The organism is Humibacillus xanthopallidus (assembly GCF_006716675.1).
Classification (GTDB): domain Bacteria; phylum Actinomycetota; class Actinomycetes; order Actinomycetales; family Dermatophilaceae; genus Humibacillus; species Humibacillus xanthopallidus_B.
Window position 1 is genome coordinate 1,116,974 of the sequence record NZ_VFPM01000001.1, and the last position, 15,950, is coordinate 1,132,923.

Here is a 15,950-nt window from a genome sequence, read left to right on the forward strand (position 1 = left end):
CCCAAAACAGACATTACGAGCGTGAGGCCCGGCCCGACATAGCCTCTATGGACCATTTAGTGAGACGGGTGACTAGTCACCTGATACGTCCAGGACCCCCGGGGTGCCGCATACGGGAGCCGTGGTGTAAAGCAGCCACGCCGCTCGAATGAGGTCGGCGCAGTCCCAGCGGTTACCCTTGCCCCATGTCTTCACGCACCACGTCGATCGGTGGCGTCATCAGCCTGCTCGGAGCCTTCCTCGCGTCGGCCCTCGTGCTCGGGCTGCTCGCCGCCGGCCTCGTCATGCCGGCCGTCGGGGCCACCGGTGCCCTCGCGCGCAGCGGCGTGGACGTCTTCAACGACCTGCCGAGCGAGTTCCGCACCGACCCGCTGGCCCAGACGTCGCGGATCCTCGCCTCCGACGGCAGCGTCATCGCGACACCGCAGGAGCAGAACCGCACCATCGTGCCGCTCGAGAAGATCGCGCCGATCATGCGTTCGGCCCAGGTCGCGATCGAGGACCACCGCTTCTACGAGCACGGCGGCATCGACCTGCAGGGCACGATCCGCGCCGTCGTCTCCAACCTGCGCAACGGCTCATCGGTCGGCGCCTCGTCGCTGACGCAGCAGTACGTGAAGATCTCGCTGCAGTACTCCGCCCTCAGCGCCGGCAACGAGGAGGCCGCCGCAGACGCGGTGAAGAAGGACTACATGCGCAAGCTCAAGGAGCTGAAGTACGCGATCACCCTCGAGAAGAAGCTGACGAAGGACGAGATCCTCGAGGGCTACCTCAACCTCGTCTACTACGGCGACCGCGCGTACGGCGTCGAGGCTGCTGCGCAGCACTACTTCAGCGTCCACGCCTCACAGCTGAGCCTCTCGCAGGCGGCCCTGCTCGCCGGCCTCACGCAGAACCCCGGCACGACCGACCCGGTGAACTTCCCGGAGCGGGCGATCGCGCGCCGCAACGTCGTGCTCGACCGCATGCACGAGCTCGGCCGCATCACCGACAAGCAGTGGACCGATGCCCGCAAGCGCACGCTCAAGCAGGACATGAAGGTCACCAACCCGAAGAGCACCTGCCTCGCCTCGCCGTACCCCTACTGGTGCGAGTTCGTCATCAACTACGCGATGACGATGCCCCAGCTCGGCAAGACGGTCGAGGAGCGCAAGCGCACCCTCTACCGCGGCGGCATCACCATCAAGACGACGCTCGACCCGCGGGTGCAGCGCATCTCGCAGGCCGCGATCAACAAGAAGGTGCCGATCGGCAACGACGCGCGCATCGGTGCGGCCTCCTACACCGCCGACCCCAACACCGGCCAGGTGCTGGCCTTCGCCCAGAACACGAAGTACACCGTCGACACCGAGTCCCGGGGCAAGACCGGCATCGGTTGGGCGCTCGACAAGAAGTACGGCGGCTCGGGCGGCTTCCAGTTCGGCTCGACGGCCAAGGCATTCGCCCTGGTCACGGCCATGGAGTCGGGCATGAACGTCAACTCCAGCATCGACGCCAAGGGCGCCGGCGGCAACCAGCAGGCCACCTACACCCCGAAGGAATGGCCTGGCGGCATCGCCAACTGCGGCCCCGGCGGCCCGTGGAAGGTCTTCAACGACTCACCCTTCGCCGGCGGCCGGATCACGCTCAAGGAGGCGACGGCGAAGTCGACCAACACCGCCTTCATCGCCCTCGCCGAGCAGCTCGGCGGCTGCAAGGTGCGCAGCACGATGCTCCGCCTCGGGCTGCACCAGTCCGACGGTCAGCCCGTCGGCCGGTACGCCCCGCAATACATCCTCGGCGCCTCCGACGTCTCGCCGCAGGGCGTTGCCCACGCCTACGGCGTGCTCGCGGCCGATGGCAAGAAGTGCCCCATGGTCGTCGTCACGAAGATCACCAAGGACGGCAAGGACCTCGCGCTGCCGAAGACGAAGTGCGAGCAGGTCGTCGAGCCCGACGTCGTCCGCGCCACGGACAAGTTCCTCGAGTACAACATGACCAACGGCTCGGGCATCCGCAACCAGCTCTCCGGCGGTGACCGCGAGTCGGCCGGCAAGACCGGCACGGCCAACAACAACAACGAGTCGTGGTTCGTGGGCTACACCCCGCAGCTGGTCACGGCCGTCTGGGTCGGCACCCCCTACGACCCGATCACCCGCGTCATGAAGAACGTGCGGGTCGGCGGGCAGTACTACCCCGTCATGCACGGTGCCGCGATCGCCGCGCCGATCTGGAAGCAGATCATGAACGGCGCCCTGCAGGACGCGCCGATCGTCAAGTTCAAGGAGCCGTCCGACAAGTTCCTCAAGGGCAGCGGCGAGGACATCCCCGGCGTCGTCGGCATGAGCGTGGCCGACGCCATCGCCACGCTGTCGGCCGCGGGCTACCCCTCGACGGTCGGCGGCACGATGAGCTCCGGGGTCCCGAGGGGCCTCGTCGCGGGGACCAGCCCCTTCGGCAAGGCGCCCGCCGGCACGCAGATCACGATCTACACCTCGCGTGGCGGCTCTGCGCGGCAGGCCCCGGCCGGCACGAGCCCGCAGCCGACGGCCCAACCGACGATGTACACGCCCCCGGCGCCCCAGCCGACCAAGCCCAGCAAACCGGGCAAACCGCCGAAGCCTCGAGGGTGACCCGGGACTGACGTGACGAAGGGCCGACGCACACCGCGTCGGCCCTTCGTCGTTCCCCGGCAGACCCCTCGCAGACCCCGACGAGCAGGTATGCCGTCCGGTCGGCTCAGCCGGCGAGGACCTTGCGCACGACGGCGGCGACCCGCCCACCCTCTGCTCGGCCCGCCACAGCGGCGTTGGCAGCCTTCATCGCGAGGCCCATCTGCGGCATACCGGAGGCGCCTGAGGACGCGACCGCCTCGCGGACGATGCCGTCGAGCTCCTCGTCGGTGAGCTGCTTGGGCAGGTAGCCCTCGAGGACGGCGAGCTCGGCCTCTTCCTGGGCGGCGAGCTCGGCCCGGCCTGCCCCGGTGTAGGCCGTGGCGGCCTCGCGGCGCTTCTTGGCCTCCTTCGTGAGCACCTTGAGCACGTCGTCGTCGGTGAGCTTGCGGTGCTCGGTGCCGGAGACCTCCTCGGTGGTGACGGCGGTCAGGGCCATGCGCAGCGTGCTCGCGCCGACCTGGTCGCGCGCCCGCATGGCGGCGGTGAGGTCGGACTGCAGCTGCTCCTTGAGGGTGCTCATGGGGCCAGTGTCTCAGGCGTGCCGCCCACGGCTCGCACGGATTCTCGGCGGGGCCACGGGGAGTGCGAGGATGTGCCCCATGCCTGCCGTGACGAAGACCGTGCTCGGCCTCGGCGTGGCCGGGGCCGGCGTGCTCGGGTGGGCCTCGCTCGTGGAGCGCAACGCCTTCGTCCTGCGGCGCTTCGAGGTGCCGGTGCTGCCCGAGGGCGCGCAGCCGCTGCGGCTGCTCCACCTGTCGGACATCCACCTCCTGCCGCGCCAACGGGCCAAGGCCGCGTGGGTCAAGAGCCTCGGGTCGCTCGACGCCGACCTCGTCATCAACACCGGCGACAACATCGCCGGGCCGCACTCGGTGCCGGCCCTGCTCGACTCCTTCGAGTGGCTGCTCGACGTGCCGGGCGTCTTCGTCTTCGGCTCCAACGACTACTTCGCGCCGAAGCTGAAGAACCCGTTCAAGTACCTCACCCGCGACCACGCCAAGTCCGTCGGATCGACGCCCCGGCTGCCTACCGCCGAGCTGATGCACGCCTTCCGGTCGGCCGGCTGGGTCGACCTCACGAACCGCCGCGACACTCTCGAGGTGCGCGGGCTGCGGCTCGACTTCGTCGGGGTCGACGACCCCCACCTCGGCTACGACCGCCTCGATCTCGTGCGCGGCGCGGCGTCGCCGGACGCCGACCTCACGATCGGCGTCACGCACGCGCCCTACCAGCGCGTGCTCGACGCGTATGCCGCCGACGGGGCCTCGCTCATCATCGCGGGCCACACGCACGGCGGGCAGGTCTGCGTGCCGGGCTACGGCGCCCTCGTGACGAACTGCGACCTCGACACCCGCCGCGCCAAGGGCCTGTCGCGCTGGTGGCCGGGCGCCGGCCACACGCCGTCGTCCGAGGCACCCGAGGGCGCCGTCTGGCTCGAGGTGTCGGCCGGCCTGGGCACCGCCCCGACGGCCCCGGTGCGCCTCGCCTGCCGGCCCGAGGCGACCCTGCTGACGCTCGTCCCCCGGTCGTAGCGGCCGGCGCTGACGCCGGGTCACCGCCCGATTCGGAGATGGGCAGGGGCCTGCGCTAGCATCTCTGCTTGCTGCCTCCGGTGCATTCCGAGGGCAGGTGCAGCACCGGGGTGTGGCGCAGCTTGGTAGCGCGCTTCGTTCGGGACGAAGAGGTCGCAGGTTCAAATCCTGTCACCCCGACCAGCTGGCTGAGGGCTCTGAACTGCGCACACGCGGTCAGGGCCCTTCGTCATCCCCGCGGGCACTCCGGGCTCCCTGCCGTGCGGCACCCCCTCGCACAGCCCACGCAGCGCCGCCGCCTCGGCGCGACCCAAGTCATCCCTACGGGGGGATGCCGGGCTCATGCCCCGTTCCTAGCGTGGAACGGAACAAGTGGTCGCGGCCGCGGCCCGAGCGTGAGGAGTGCACATGTCTGACACACCACACGGTGCCACGGAGCCGGAGCCGCCGGCCAACCGGCGGCTCATGGTCCTCCTCGCGATGGCGATGTTCGTGCTCGTCGTCGACACGTCGCTGATGAACGTGTCGATCTCGGCGGTCATCGTGGACCTCGACACGACCGCCAGCGGGGTGCAGTCGGCGATCGCCCTCGAGGCCCTGGTCTCCGCGGCCTTCATCCTCATCAACAGCAAGGTCGGCGACCTCATCGGTCGCAAGCGGGCCTACGTCCTCGGCCTGCTGGCGTATGCGGTCGGCGCGTTGGCGATGACGCTGGCCCAGAGCCTCACCGCGATCGTCATCTTCTGGGCCATCATCGGGGGGCTCGGCGCCTCGTTGCTCCTCCCGGCGATGCAGTCGCTCATCCACGGCAACTTCGCCGGCGCGGCACAGAAGCAGGCCTATGCCCTCATCGGCGCCGCGGCAGCCATCGCCGCAGCGATCGGCCCGCTGATCGGAGGGTTCGTCACGACGTACCTCTCCTGGCGCGTCGGGTTCGCCCTCGAGGTCCTCATCATCGCGGTCGTGCTCAGCCAGATCCGGCTGGTCAAGGACGTGCCCTACACCGGCTCCCGTGAGATCGACAAGGTCGGCGCAGTGCTCTCGGTCGTCGGCATGGGCGGCGTCGTGCTCGGCATCCTCGTCTGGCAGGAAGGCGGGGAGTTCGTCCTGCTGCTCATGGCCGTCGGGGCGGTGGCCCTCGTCTCCCTGGCCCGCTGGCTCGTCCGCCGCAAGCGCGAGCAGAAGGTGACCCTGCTCGACCCGGACCTGTTCCGCCAGCCCAACTTCACCGCCGGCATCTCGGGTCAGATGCTCCAGCAGGTGGCGCTGGGCGGCGCGATGATCGTCCTGCCGCTCTTCCTCCAGATGACGTTGGAGTACAACGCCATGCAGGCAGGCCTGTCGTTGGCACCGCTGTCCCTGACGATGTTCGCGGTCGCCCTGATCGCCGGCAAGAAGTCCGGCGGCCGCCGGCCCGCTGCGCTGGTCCGCTCCGGCTTCCTCCTGGCGGCCATCGGGATCGCGATCATCATCCCGATTGTGCCTCGGGTCGACAGCGGGTGGTACCTCGTGATCCCCCTCATCGTGACCGGCTGCGGGCTGGGCCTGCTCGTCTCCCAGCTGAACAACTACACGCTGGCCCCGATCGAGGAGGACCGGATCAGCGAGGCCGCCGGTGTGAACTCGGCATCCGGCTCCTTCGGCCTGTCCTTCGGCCTCGCCATGGCCGGCGGCATCATGCTCGCCGCACTGTCGTTCAGCTTCACCACCCTGACCGCGAACAGCACGGTCATCCCTCCGGCCCAGCAACAGCAGATCGCGATGGCCCTCGAGACAGACGCCGAGGTCATGAGCAACACCGCCCTGGCGGAACAGGTCACCGGGCTTCCGGCGGAGGTCGAGGCGGAGGTGCTGGCCATCAATGACGAGGCTCGCAACCGTTCGCTCCAGGTGGCGCTGCTGGTGCCCCTCCTCGCGTGCCTGCTCGGCCTGGGCAACTCCTTCCGGATGCTGAGGCTCCCCGACGTCAAGCCCTCCGCTGCGGTCGAGGGTTACGGCGCAGGCTGAGCCGCGACGAGCCGCTGCAGGGCTGCGCGCACGGAGCCGGGCCGCTCCCACCACACGAAGTGCCCGGCGCCCTCGACCCGCTCGAGCCGGGCTCCCGGGATGCGCTCGACCGACCGGGCGCCCGCGAGGTCGGCCGGCATCGGGCTTCCCGCGCCGGCCACGACGGCGACCGGCGTGCGGATGGCGCCCAGGCCCGCCTCGAGCTCGGGCAGCAGCGCCGTGAGGTCGTCCCAGAGGCCGACGTGCGCCTCCGCCGACTGGGTGAGGGTGGGGCGCGGCATGACGTGGCCCGGGTCGGCGAAGTAGGCGGGCCAGATGAGGTCCCACTCCTCCTCCTGCTCCTCCGGGGTCGACGTGCCGTCCATGTCCTTGGCGTCGAGCTGCTCGACCCGGGCCCTCGCCTCCGCAGGCAGACGGGCGACGATCGCGGACCAGAAGGCGTCGGCGCCGCCGTCGCCGACCGCGCCGAGCGGGTCGACCGCGAGCACGCCGTGCAGCCGGTCCGGGATCGCCTCTGCGACGTGGAAACCGAGGTGACCGCCCCACGAGTGCCCGACGAACCAGACCCGCTCCCAGCCGAGGTGGTCGAGCACGGAGACGACGTCATCGATCGCCTCGGCGATGGTGAACTCGCCGTGCGGGCACGACGGGGGCAGCCCGCGTTGCTGGAAGTAGGCGACCTCGAACTCGCTCGCGAGCTCCTCGACGAGCGAGTCCAGGTGGTCGTAGCCCAGCCCCGGCCCGCCGTGGGCGAGCAGGACCGGCCGCCCCGACCCCGTGACGTAGCCGACGAGCGTGCCCCCGCGCGCGGGAGCCTCGAACTCGCGTCGTTCCATGTCTCGACCGTATGCCCTGGGATATGCCGCCGTGGCCGTTCACGAGACCGGTCACGCCGCGCGGGGGGTCGAGACGGTATGCCGTCCGGCCGGCTCCCCCGGCAGCGCTCAGTCGGCGCCGTGGGCCGTGGAACGCACCGCCTCCGCGACGACGTCGACGAGCTGGCCCGTGCGCTCGACCATCCGTCGCTGGCGGATCGCGCCGTTGCCCTCCTCGCGCAGCCGGACGAGCCCCTCGCGCACCGCCTCGAGGTCGCCGGTGGCATCGAGCGCGGGCCGGATGTGGTCGACGAGGTGGTCGACGACGTCCCAGCACGGCTTCGGGCGCCCGGTCAAGGGGTCGAGCAGCTGTCCCGTGAGCCCCTCGCGGGCCGCCTGCCACGTCGCGAGGCGCAGCATCGCCGTCGGCATATCGGGAGCCTCGGCGCCGGCCGCCCACTCCTGCGCCGCGGTCTCGACGAGACCCCGGCAGATGGCGGCGAGCACGATCGCCTCGTCGACGGTGAAGCACACGTCGGCGGCGCGGATCTCCACCGTCGGGTAGTGCTGCGCGAGCCGCGCGTCGAAGTAGACCATGCCCTCGTCGAGGATGACCGAGGTCATCACCATCTCGCGCACGAGGCGGTGGTAGGCCTCCGGCGACCCGAAGCGGTCGGTCGGGCCCCAGGACGGCCAGCGCACGAGCGACTGGGTGCGATAGCTCGCGAAGCCCGTGTCCTCGCCGTCCCAGAAGGGCGAGTTGGCCGACAGGGCGAGCAGCACGGGCATCCACACGCGGATCCGGTCGAGCACCGCGACACCCTCCTCGTCGCTCTCGACCGACACGTGCACGTGGCAGCCGCACGTCAGGTGCTCGCGCGCCGTGCGTTGGTAGCGGTCCTCCATCCACGCATACCGCGTCGACTTCGCCGCGATCGGGGTGACGGGCAGCGGTGACGTGCCGAGGGCGGCGACGCTCGAGCCGCTGTCGCGAGCGGCGGCGAACGCCTCACGTCGCCAGCGCAGCACCTCGTCGCGGAGCGTCTCGAGGTCGGCGGCCGGGGCCGTGTGCGTCTCGATCTGCTGCTGCTGGAACTCCCCCTCCACCGCCCCGTGCACCCCGAGCCCGGCGACGGGCGGGGGCTGTCCCTCGGCCCGGACGAGCAGCTGCCCCGAGACGGAGCGCGGCCGACCGTTGCGCACGTCGACGAGGAGCATCTCCTCCTCGACTCCCATGGTGCGGGCCACTCGTGCTCCTCTCGAGGAGACGTATACCGCCGGGCCGGGTGGTGTTCCGGCGAACCGGAGCGAGCCCGGCGGCATACGCCGACTGTGGCGTGCGCGGCCGTCGCGGCCGGCATCGCGTGGGCAAAACGGGCGTGCTGGCGTTACTGCCACGGCACGTACCCACCCGCTACGGATTGCGCACCACCTCGTTCGCGCAGGTCCTCGTCGGGAATGAATGCCGTTCCGTGGTGTTGCACACGAGTATCGCGCGGGCCTCGCCGAACCTGCCGTCCTGAAGCCAGCCGACTTTTGCATCAGCGATGCAGCCGAACCCCGAGGAGCACCGTGTCCACCTCGACGACCGTGGGACTGCGATCCGACCGCGGCCCCATCCTGCTCGCCCTGATGCTCGCCACGGCGCTCATCGCGCTCGACGCCACCATCCTCGCCACGGCCGTGCCGTCCATCGTCGACGACCTCGGCGGCCTGACGCAGTTCCCGTGGCTCTTCTCCGTCTACCTGCTCGCGCAGGCCGTCTCGGTGCCCGTCTACGCCAAGCTCGCCGACACCGTCGGGCGAAAGCCCGTCATCCTCTTCGGCATCGGCCTCTTCCTCGTCGGCTCCATCCTGTGCGGATTCGCTTGGAGCATGGGCTCGCTCATCGCGATGCGCGCCTTGCAGGGGCTGGGTGCGGGCGCGGTCCTGCCGCTCACGACGACGATCGCCGGTGACATCTACACCGTCGCCGAGCGGGCCAAGACGCAGGGCTACATCGCGAGTGTCTGGGCCGTCTCGTCCGTCGTCGGACCGACGCTCGGTGGGGTCTTCTCGCAGTTCGGCTCGTGGCGCTGGATCTTCTTCCTCAACATCCCCTTCTGCCTGCTGGCCGCCGGCATGCTGTGGCGCAACTACGACGAGTCCGTGGAGCGTCGCAAGCACCACATCGACTACGCGGGCGCGGTCGTGCTCACCGTCTCGCTGACCCTGCTCATCCTCGCCGTGCTCGAGGGTGGCCAGGCGTGGGCGTGGGGGTCGTGGCAGAGCATCGGCTCCTTCGTCGTCGGCGGCGCCCTGCTCGTCGTCTTCGGCGTCATCGAGCGCCGCGCGGCCGAGCCGATCCTGCCCCTCGAGGTCTTCTCGCGGCGGCTCATCGTCGCCACCTGCCTCATCTCGATCGGGGTCGGAGCGGTGCTCGTCGGCCTCACCTCGTACGTGCCGACCTTCCTCGAGCGCTCGACCGGCGTCACGCCCATCGTGGCCGGCCTCGCGGTCGCCGCCCTGACGATCGGGTGGCCGATCTCCGCCGCGCAGTCGGGCCGGCTCTACCTGCGCATCGGCTTCCGGCCGACTGCCCTCATCGGGCTCGTCGTCGCCGCCCTCGGAGCCCTCGCGCTGTGGCTGGCCTCGGCGACGCCCACCGTCTGGGCGACCGCAGGATCGGCGTTCGTCGTCGGCCTCGGACTCGGCCTCGTCGCGACGCCGACCCTCATCGCGGCGCAGGCCTCCGTGCCGTGGAGCGAGCGGGCCGTCGTCACCGGCACGAACATGTTCATGCGCTCGGTCGGCTCGGCCGTCGGCGTCGCCATCTTCGGCGCGGTCGCCAACGCGATCATCGCTGCCAACGGCGGCCCGTCGTCGGCCGCCGCCGTGCAGGCCGGCTCGACGGCGGTCTTCCTCGCCGTCTTCATCACGGCCGTCGTCGCCATCCTCGCGGGACTGCTCATGCCCGCCGTGCGCGCCGAGGGCCTCGAGCACGACGCCGCCGAAGCAGCAGCCGCCGAGCCCGCCCCCGCCTGACCCCAATCGAAAGAGCAGTCCGTCGGGTGGTGCGGGCCTCCGAGCGCGCGCCCGACCGGTTGGGTACGACGACAAGGTCGCGGTTCCCGTGACGCCCACGACCCCGACCAAGGAGAGCGCCATGAGCACCGACGACGACACCCGCAAGGTGGCCGAGCTCATCAAGGACATCCGCGTGGCCATGCTGACCCACACCGACTCCTCCGGTCGCCTCGTCAGCCACCCGATGGCGACGCAGGAGGTGGAGTTCGACGGCGACGTGCTCTTCATCGCCGAGCGCGACAGCCACAAGTGCCAGGACATCGCCGCGCAGTCGCCGGCCAAGGTCAACGTCGCCTACAGCTCCGGCGGCTCCTGGGTCTCGCTCTCCGGCACGGCCGAGATCGTCGACGACCGCGCCAAGCTCGAGGAGCTGTGGAGCACCTTCACCGACGCGTGGATGGAGGGTGGCCCGGAGAACCCCAACAACGTCCTCATCAGGGTCAACGCCGACTCGGCGGAGTTCTGGGACACCCCCGGCTCCAAGGCCACCCAGGTCCTCAACTTCGTCAAGGCCAAGGTCACCGGCGAGCGCCTCGACGACGGCGACCTCGTGGACAACAGGGTCGTCGACCTCTGACGTCGGGCTGATCCGCGGGCGACCAGCCCGAGACCGACCCCCAGGTATGCCGGTGGGTCACCTTCCACGAGAAGGTGACCCATCGGCATACGCCGGTTGGGGGGCGCGCCCTCAGGACGAGGAGCCCTTGACGAGCCGCATCACGGCGCGCTCCAGGGCGTCGCGGTCGCGCACGCGCACGAGGTCGCCGTTGCGCAGGCGCTCCCGGTCGGCCTTGGTCATCTTGCGAAGGCTCGGTGCGATGGTGCGGCCCACGGCGTACTCGTCGAGGACGCGGGGATCCACGTACGAGCGGCGCGCCACGGCAGGAGTGTTGCCCAGGTGCTCGGAGACGACCTTCATGGTGTCCTTCTCGGCCCGCTTCAGCTCGCGCTCGGTCGCGGACGGCCCGATCTGGGCCAGGGAGACCGCGGCCGTGACCGTCGCGGCCCACGTGCGCAGGTCCTTGACGGTGAACTCCTCGCCGACGATCTCCTTGAAGGCCGCGTTGAGGTCGCTCGAGTGCAGCTCGTGCCAGCCGAGCTTGTCGCGGTAGGCGAGCAGCCGCTCGCCGGGGTAGTTGGATCGCTTGAGGGAGAGAACGATTCGCGCGAGCAGCTGGTCGCTCATCACGGCCTCGCGCAGCTGGCCCGACTTGGCGGGGAACTCGAAGCTGATGTCCTCGCCACTGACGGACACGTGGCTGCGCAGCAGTGTGGCGACGCCGTGCGAGCCGTGCTCGGTCTCGTACTCGTCGCCGCCGCTGCGGAAGAGGCCGGCATCGAGCATGCGCAGGCCGGCGGCCGTGACCCGACGTCGCGTGAAGCCCGACTCACGCAGCTCGGACGCGACGTGCTTGCGCGCGGCGGGCAGGCGCTTCGCGAGCTGGAGCACCCGGTCGTGTTTCTCGCGGCCGCGGGCCTCGTGCCACGCCTCGTGGTAGAGGTACTGCCTGCGACCCGCGTCGTCGGTGCCGACGGCCTGGATGTGGCCGTTGCGATAGGGGCTGATCCACACGTCCTGCCACGCGGGCGGGATGACGAGCGTCTTGGCACGCTCGCGGTCCTCAGGGCTGATCGCCTGACCGTCCGCCCCCACGTAGCCGAAGCCCTTGCCCCGACGCACGCGCCTGATGCCGGGCCCCTCGATGTCGCTCCGTCGCAGTCTCACGACCCACACGTACCCGGAAGGCCGCTGGGAGTCGCCGGAGAGGGGTCGGGCGGGGTTCGGCTGGGGTCGGTCGTCGGCGCGGGCCGTGCTGGCCGGCGGGTGACCATGCGCCTGACGGCTGGGGGTGGCTACTCCTCCGTGTGGTCCGGGCCGTCCGGGTCTTTCACCGGGACCATCTCAGGGACCCGGATCTCGACCTGCCCGGGCGGGCGGGGCGGGTCGGGGGTGACGGGCGGGAAGACGGTGCCGTCGTCCTGCAGGTGTGACTCGTACGTGCTCATAGCGTTGCCAATCCCCCCGAGTGGGAATCTCTTGCCCCTCCTGTATACCCCGGTCCCCTGTCGATAACTCCCAGTCCCGCGAATGCACTGAGATACCAAAGCCGGAGATCGTCGGTGGGGCAGCGCCTCAGCGCACGAGAGCGGCGACGCGGCCCTGCTCGCCCGAGGCCCAGCAGGCGCCGTCGTTCGTGCACTCGACCGAGTCGAAGCTGCCGGTGTCGAACGGGGCCCACGACCGGCCGCCGTCCGTGGACACGTCGGAGCCGGACGGCCCGACCGCGAGCACCGTGGCGTGGGTGCCCGTCACCCACGCCGAGCCGGACCGGTACCCCCCGGGGTTGCTCGTCGGCTTGTTCCACGTGGCGCCGCCGTCGGCGGTCCACGCCGCGTTGTCGACCGAGCCGGTCGGCGCCGTGTAGTCGCCGCCGAGGAGCACGCCGCGCCGTGCGTCGCGGAAGGCCACCGAGAAGATGCCCGCGGCGTCGCCGCCTGCGACCGGCGTGTCAGCGACGGTCCACGAGTGGCCGCGGTCGGTCGAGGTGAAGACGCGCGCGGGGTCGACACCGCCGCTCGCGAGGTAGGTCCGGTTGCCGGGGCCCTCCGCAAGGCACGTGCCCGAGGCGGCGAAGGCGAACTCGCCGGGCAGCGCGTCCGGCATGCCGGCCGGGTCGACGAGTGACCACGTGTGGCCGCCGTCCGCCGTCTCGACGAGCCGGAAGCGGCCGTCGACCGGGTCGCTCATCGCCAGGCCGCGCTGTGGCGAGCTGAAGGCCAGGCAGTCGTAGAAGGCGGCCGGGTCGCTGTTGCGGAAGGTCTCGGTCCAGCTCGCGCCGCCGTCGTCGGTGACGAGGATGCGCGAGTCCTCCCCCGCACCGATCGAGAGGATGACGGCGTGCCGGGCGTCGAACGCCTCGATGTCGCGGAACTGCAGCGCCTCGGTGCCCAGCCCCTCGGGACTGACGTCGCTCCACGTCGCGCCGCCGTCGGTCGTGCGCAGCACGGTCCCGTTCGTGCCGCTGACCCAGGCCACCCGCGACGAGACCGGGGCGAGGCCGCGGAAGCGCTCCGTCGTGCCCGTGGGGGTCGGGCTCCAGCTGTATGCCGTCGCCTCAGCCGCGCTGGGAACGTGACCTCCGGCGGCAGGTGAGCTCGCGGCATACGCGCCGGCGGCCCCGGCGAGGAGGGCGATCGTGGTGGCTGCGACGAGGACGGTGCGGGTGGGCGGCTTCATGCCTCCTCAACCTAGGGTGGCCGACCCACTCTCGCTCGCTGAAGTGACGGCTCCCGCTGCCGACCACGGCGCACCCTCGATGGGGGCCCAGTCGTCGACGACGAACTCGAGGTAGGTGAAGGTTCCCTCGGGCTCGGGCGCGTGCCAGCGCGCCTCGCCCTCACGGCATACCCGGTGGCCCGACCACTCGCCCTCGGAGCGCACCGGAGTCGACCAGCGCTGCCGGGTGAACGTGCGCCCGTCGGGCGAGCCCGCAGACGGTCGTCGGAGACGAAGTCGGTGAGCCGGCCATCGGCATCGATGCTGAGTGCAGCGGTCACGGTTCGACGTCCCAAGGTGAACTCTGCTGTGGCAGTGTCGTTTTCGCCGGGGGGCGACGTCCAGACGATCGGGGCACCGACGAGCGCCGCGGGGACGAGGAGACAGAGGTCGTTGAGCACGGTGACCGTCTCGGCGCGGTCCATCTCGTCCCCTGCCGCGCTGACGATCGGCACGACCGATGCGAGACGGACGCGCATCGTGGCGCCCTGCCGGTCGAAGAGGTGGAGGACATCGACGGGCAGGCCGAACATCGTGGCGTCCATGAAGAAGAGCCGGCAGGGCTCGGAGCCGTAGACGTTGACCTGCTCGCCCGTGAAGGGCATCCACGGCTTCGCGGGGCCGCCACGGATGCGGCCGTGGATCGTCGCCCGGAAGCCCACGACGGCGGGTCGGTCGACGGCACCCACGTGGTGCAGGAGTCGTGCGACCGGCTCCGGGAGGTCGTCGAGGTGGTCCCCGGTGACGAACCCCGCGGGCCGTGTCTGCGTGAGCGCCGCCTCCACGTGGCGGGCGTAGTCGGCGCGGAGGCTCTGTGGTCCGGTGCGAGCCCAGGCATGGGCCGCAACGACGAGCAGGAGCAGGTTGACGGCGGTGCCGGCGCTCGCGTCCTGCCACGCCGAGAGGACGAGGACCTGTGACCCGACGGCTGCCACGAGCGGCAACCACCATGGGCAGCTGCCGCGGGCGAGCAGGACGGCCACCGCGAGCATCAGCACCGCGACGACGAGCCAGACGAGTGCCAGCCACGGCCCGATGGCGGTGCTCAGCGCGGGCACGGCCGCCCAGCCGAAGCCCTTGACCGCACCGAGCAGGTGCAACAGTCCGTGGAGAGCCACGACGACGATGACGAACCACCGGATGACATGCCGAAGGAGCATGGCAACCACCTCCCCTCCCACCCATGCTCCTCCTGCGCGAGGCGCCTGACTGCGGGTCGTCGCCAAGGTCACGTCGGTTGCCGGGGTGACGACGGTGCGGGGGCCGACGACTGAGGGGCCACGCCCGTGGTGGGCGTGACCCCTCAGTGAGGCCGGGAGGGGCTCAGCGGCCGGTGCCGCCGTAGACGATGGCGTCCTCGGTCGAGTCGAGGCCGAAGGCGGTGTGCACCGCGCGCACCGCCTCGTCGAGGTCCTCGGCGCGGGTGACGGCTGAGACGCGGATCTCGGAGGTCGAGATCATCTCGATGTTGATGCCAGCCTCGGCGAGCGCGCCGAAGAACTTCGCCGACACGCCGGGGTGGCTCTTCATGCCCGCGCCGACGAGCGCAATCTTGCCGACACCGTCGTCGAAACGCAGGTCGGCGTACTCCACCTCGCTCTTGATCGACTGGAGAACCGACATCGCCTTGGGCCCGTCGGCCTTGGGGAGGGTGAAGGAGATGTCGGTCTTCGCCGTCTCGGCGGCCGACACGTTCTGCACGATCATGTCGATGTTGAGGCCGGCCTCGGCGATGGCCCCGAAGATCTTGGCCGCGATGCCGACGCGGTCGGGCACCCCGACGATCGTGATCTTGGCCTCGCTGCGGTCGTGGGCGATGCCGGCGATGATCGGTGCCTCCACGGCGCCTTCTCCTTCGTAGGGGTTGTCCTTGATCCAAGTGCCGGGCTTCCGCGACCACGACGAGCGGACGTGGATCGGGATGCCGTAGCGGCGGGCGTACTCGACGCAGCGCAGGTGCAGGATCTTGCTGCCGTTGGCGGCGAGGTCGAGCATCTCCTCCATCGACAGCACGTCGAGCTTGCGGGCGTTGGGCAGCACGCGAGGGTCGGCGGTGAAGACGCCGTCGACGTCGGTGTAGATCTCGCAGACGTCGGCGCCGAGCGCGGCGGCGAGCGCCACCGCGGTCGTGTCGGAGCCACCACGGCCGAGGGTCGTGATGTCCTTCGAGGTCTGGCTCACGCCCTGGAATCCGGCGACGATCGCGATGTGGCCGGCGTCGAGGGCGCTCTGGATGCGGCCCGGCGTCACGTCGATGATGCGGGCGGCGCCGTGCGCGTCGTCGGTGATGACGCCGGCCTGGCTGCCGGTGAAGGAGCGCGCCTCGGCACCGAGCTGGGCGATCGCCATCGCGACGAGCGCCATCGAGATGCGCTCACCCGAGGTGAGCAGCATGTCGAGCTCGCGGGCCGGCGGGGCGGGCGTGACCTGCTCGGCGAGATCCATCAGCTCGTCGGTCGTGTCGCCCATCGCAGACACGACGACGCAGACCGAGTGGCCCGCGCGCTGCGTCTCGACGATGCGCCGGGCCACGCGCTTGATGGCCTCGGCGTCGGCAACGGACGACCCGCCGTACTTCTGGACGACGATGCTCACACTG

13 protein-coding genes, 1 tRNA gene and 1 pseudogene are annotated in these 15,950 nt (G+C 70.8%); 6 read left to right on the forward strand and 9 right to left on the reverse strand.

The genetic code is table 11. The annotated features are described in order from the left end of the window. The first annotated feature begins 185 nt into the window (after positions 1 to 185). Complete coding sequence (locus FBY41_RS04770; RefSeq protein WP_141842209.1) at positions 186 to 2,612, forward strand: penicillin-binding protein; 2,427 nt, start codon at positions 186 to 188, stop codon at positions 2,610 to 2,612. A gap of 106 nt (positions 2,613 to 2,718) precedes the next feature. Here FBY41_RS04770 and FBY41_RS04775 read toward each other — a convergent pair whose 3' ends face one another. Continuing rightward, on the reverse strand, positions 2,719 to 3,174 hold the full coding sequence (locus FBY41_RS04775; RefSeq protein WP_141842210.1) for a GatB/YqeY domain-containing protein: 456 nt from the start codon (positions 3,172 to 3,174) through the stop codon (positions 2,719 to 2,721). 79 nt (positions 3,175 to 3,253) lie between these two features. Here FBY41_RS04775 and FBY41_RS04780 point away from each other — a divergent pair, with 79 nt between their 5' ends. The 3 genes from FBY41_RS04780 (at position 3,254) to FBY41_RS04790 (ending at position 6,193) form a co-directional block, all read left to right on the forward strand. Further along, positions 3,254 to 4,186, forward strand: coding sequence for a metallophosphoesterase (locus FBY41_RS04780; protein WP_141842211.1), 933 nt, complete (start codon positions 3,254 to 3,256; stop codon positions 4,184 to 4,186). Positions 4,187 to 4,292: 106 nt separating this feature from the next. Next, positions 4,293 to 4,369, forward strand: a tRNA-Pro gene (locus FBY41_RS04785). A gap of 225 nt (positions 4,370 to 4,594) precedes the next feature. Then, positions 4,595 to 6,193 (forward strand): MFS transporter, encoded by a 1,599-nt coding sequence (locus tag FBY41_RS04790; RefSeq protein WP_141842212.1) that lies wholly within the window; start codon positions 4,595 to 4,597, stop codon positions 6,191 to 6,193. Here the strand turns inward: FBY41_RS04790 and FBY41_RS04795 are convergent. Together FBY41_RS04795 and FBY41_RS04800 are read right to left on the reverse strand one after the other, a co-directional pair. Beyond that, positions 6,178 to 7,029 (reverse strand): alpha/beta fold hydrolase, encoded by an 852-nt coding sequence (locus FBY41_RS04795; RefSeq protein WP_141842213.1) that lies wholly within the window; start codon positions 7,027 to 7,029, stop codon positions 6,178 to 6,180. The genes FBY41_RS04790 and FBY41_RS04795 overlap by 16 nt on opposite strands. 108 nt (positions 7,030 to 7,137) lie before the next feature. Further along, entirely contained in the window at positions 7,138 to 8,256 is a 1,119-nt protein-coding gene (locus FBY41_RS04800) for a carboxylate-amine ligase (RefSeq protein WP_141842214.1), read from the reverse strand. Positions 8,257 to 8,640: 384 nt separating this feature from the next. Between FBY41_RS04800 and FBY41_RS04805 the strand changes: the two genes are divergently transcribed. Beyond that, a complete protein-coding gene (locus FBY41_RS04805; protein WP_260439632.1) occupies positions 8,641 to 10,032 on the forward strand; it encodes an MFS transporter in 1,392 nt (463 codons plus the stop codon). Positions 10,033 to 10,153: 121 nt separating this feature from the next. Continuing rightward, positions 10,154 to 10,651 (forward strand): pyridoxamine 5'-phosphate oxidase family protein, encoded by a 498-nt coding sequence (locus tag FBY41_RS04810; RefSeq protein ID WP_141842216.1) that lies wholly within the window; start codon positions 10,154 to 10,156, stop codon positions 10,649 to 10,651. A 111-nt stretch (positions 10,652 to 10,762) separates the two neighbouring features. Here the strand turns inward: FBY41_RS04810 and FBY41_RS04815 are convergent, their stop codons facing one another. From FBY41_RS04815 to FBY41_RS04835, 6 genes and pseudogenes are all read right to left on the reverse strand, one after another. Continuing rightward, positions 10,763 to 11,800: a DNA topoisomerase IB gene (locus FBY41_RS04815; protein ID WP_185748888.1), complete on the reverse strand. Its 1,038-nt coding sequence runs from the start codon at positions 11,798 to 11,800 to the stop codon at positions 10,763 to 10,765. Positions 11,801 to 11,928: 128 nt separating this feature from the next. Further along, entirely contained in the window at positions 11,929 to 12,081 is a 153-nt protein-coding gene (locus tag FBY41_RS23290; protein WP_185748889.1) for a hypothetical protein, read from the reverse strand. A 127-nt stretch (positions 12,082 to 12,208) separates the two neighbouring features. Beyond that, positions 12,209 to 13,312 carry a WD40/YVTN/BNR-like repeat-containing protein gene (locus FBY41_RS04825; RefSeq protein ID WP_185748890.1) on the reverse strand — a complete coding sequence of 368 codons (1,104 nt, stop codon included), beginning with the start codon at positions 13,310 to 13,312 and terminating at the stop codon, positions 12,209 to 12,211. A 6-nt stretch (positions 13,313 to 13,318) separates the two neighbouring features. Beyond that, a complete protein-coding gene (locus tag FBY41_RS24225) occupies positions 13,319 to 13,516 on the reverse strand; it encodes a hypothetical protein (RefSeq protein WP_375869855.1) in 198 nt (65 codons plus the stop codon). Positions 13,517 to 13,560: 44 nt separating this feature from the next. Continuing rightward, positions 13,561 to 14,511, reverse strand: a pseudogene (locus FBY41_RS04830) (DUF6544 family protein); the annotation flags it as partial. Between the two features lie 163 nt (positions 14,512 to 14,674). After that, entirely contained in the window at positions 14,675 to 15,946 is a 1,272-nt protein-coding gene (locus FBY41_RS04835) for an aspartate kinase (protein WP_141842219.1), read from the reverse strand. Positions 15,947 to 15,950 lie beyond the last annotated feature (4 nt).